This window comes from Protofrankia symbiont of Coriaria myrtifolia (genome assembly GCF_900634755.1).
In the GTDB taxonomy this organism is placed as follows: domain Bacteria; phylum Actinomycetota; class Actinomycetes; order Frankiales; family Frankiaceae; genus Protofrankia; species Protofrankia coriariae.
This window is the reverse complement of the sequence record NZ_CAAAFS010000136.1, coordinates 17,753-19,388: the sequence shown is the minus strand read 5'-3', so window position 1 is coordinate 19,388 and position 1,636 is coordinate 17,753. Positions and strand designations below refer to the sequence as shown.

General features: G+C 71.4%; 1 protein-coding gene. It reads right to left on the bottom strand.

The features are described 5' to 3' along the window. Nucleotides 1-404 precede the first annotated feature (404 nt). Nucleotides 405-1,391 carry a heme o synthase gene (locus CM1CMNOD_RS07740; RefSeq protein WP_083828459.1) on the bottom strand — a complete coding sequence of 329 codons (987 nt, stop codon included), beginning with the start codon at nt 1,389-1,391 and terminating at the stop codon, nt 405-407. Nucleotides 1,392-1,636 lie beyond the last annotated feature (245 nt).

Genomic DNA, 1,636 nt, shown 5'->3' with positions numbered 1-1,636 from the left:
CCCCACCGCCGGCGCCCCCGCCGCCGACGACCCCACCAGCGGTGACGCCGCTGGCACCGCCGACCAGCACCGGTCGAAAGCCCCGCTGTAACCCCACTCCAGCCGCCCGCGCCCGTACCTCACGGCCTGTGCCTGTAGGTGGTTTCCGTCACGATGATGACGGTTTTCACCTACGCCATCCGCTGCCGTAGGTGAAAACCGTCGTCAGGGCAACGGAAACGACCTACGGTTGTCTGCCTCCCGCTCACCTGTAGGTGGTCCCAGCGACGGTTCCCACCTGGACGACCGCGGAGGCCGGGCAGCGGTTCCCCGGGCAGCGGTTCCGTTGCGGGCTCCGTCAGGCGGAATCTGTCCGCCCGAGCTCAGCGGGTCGGGCCAGCGGACGGCAGGTAGACGGCTTTCGCCTACGGGTGCCACAGGGCGGCCAGGGCCACCGCGGCGAACAGGAGTGTCAGGTAGGTGATGGACAGATGGAACAGCCGCATGGGGCGGATCTGCCCGCCGCGGCGGACGGAGTGGACCAGCCGGTGCGCCTCGACCAGGAACCATCCGCCGAGCAGCGCGGCCACGACCAGGTAGGGCCATCCCGTGTCCGCGACCGGGACGAGCAGCAGGGACGTGGCGACCATCACGTACGAGTAGCCGAGTATCCGCCTGGCGACCACCGTCGGAGAGGCCACTACCGGCAGCATCGGGATCCCGGCGGCGGCGTAGTCGTCCCGGTACTTGATGGCCAGCGCCCAGAAGTGCGGCGGGGTCCAGAAGAAGATGACCGCGAAGAGCAGGACGGCGGGCCAGCCGATCGTGCCGGTCACCGCGGACCAGCCGATGAGCACCGGGAAACAGCCGGCCGCGCCACCGATGACGATGTTGGACGGGCTACGGCGCTTGAGTCCGAGGGTGTAGACGAAGACATAGAACGCAATCGCCGCGTCGGCGAGCAGCGCCGACGGCCAGTTGACCGCGAAACCGAACAGCAGAGTCGCGGCGACACCCAACAGGAAGCCGAAGCGCAGCGCCTCCGCGGGCGTGACGTTCGCCCGCACCAGCGGCCGGGTGCGGGTGCGGGCCATCACCTGGTCGATGTCGCGGTCGATGTAGCAGTTGAACGTGTTGGCGCTGCCCGCCGCGAACGTCCCGCCGACCAGCGTCGCGAGTATCAGCCACGGCGAGGGCAGCCCGTGCTCGGCCAGCAGCATGACCGGGATGGTCGTGATCAGAAGCTGCTCGATGATCCGCGGCTTGGTCAGGGCGACGTAGGAGCGCGCGAGCGCCCCGACCGGACGCCGGGACCTCGTCGACCTGCCCGGCTCGCCCGGGTCGGGCGAGCCGCTCGGACCGGTCGGACCGGTCGGCCCGCCACGCCCGCCGGCGGCCGGCTGCGCGGGCATGGGCGGCTTCGGCAGGCTGGCTACCGGCGTGGACGCGGCCAGGGCGGACAGGACGACCTCGCGATCGGCGGGGACACAGGCCACCCGCCCGGACTCGGGGCCCCGGGAGTGCCGGGGCTTCGCGGCGTGGTTCTACGACGTGTCGGAGTCTAGCCGCCGGATGCCGCGGCGGGCGCGCGACCCGTCCGGAAGAAGATCCATCTCCCTGATCGTCTCCCGGTCGGTGCTGGCGACCCGGCCCCGCC

Bases quoted from the DNA above. Each gene is read 5' to 3' on its own strand.
- CM1CMNOD_RS07740 (WP_083828459.1), bottom strand. From the start codon at position 1,391: ATGCCCGCGCAGCCGGCCGCCGGCGGGCGTGGCGGGCCGACCGGTCCG.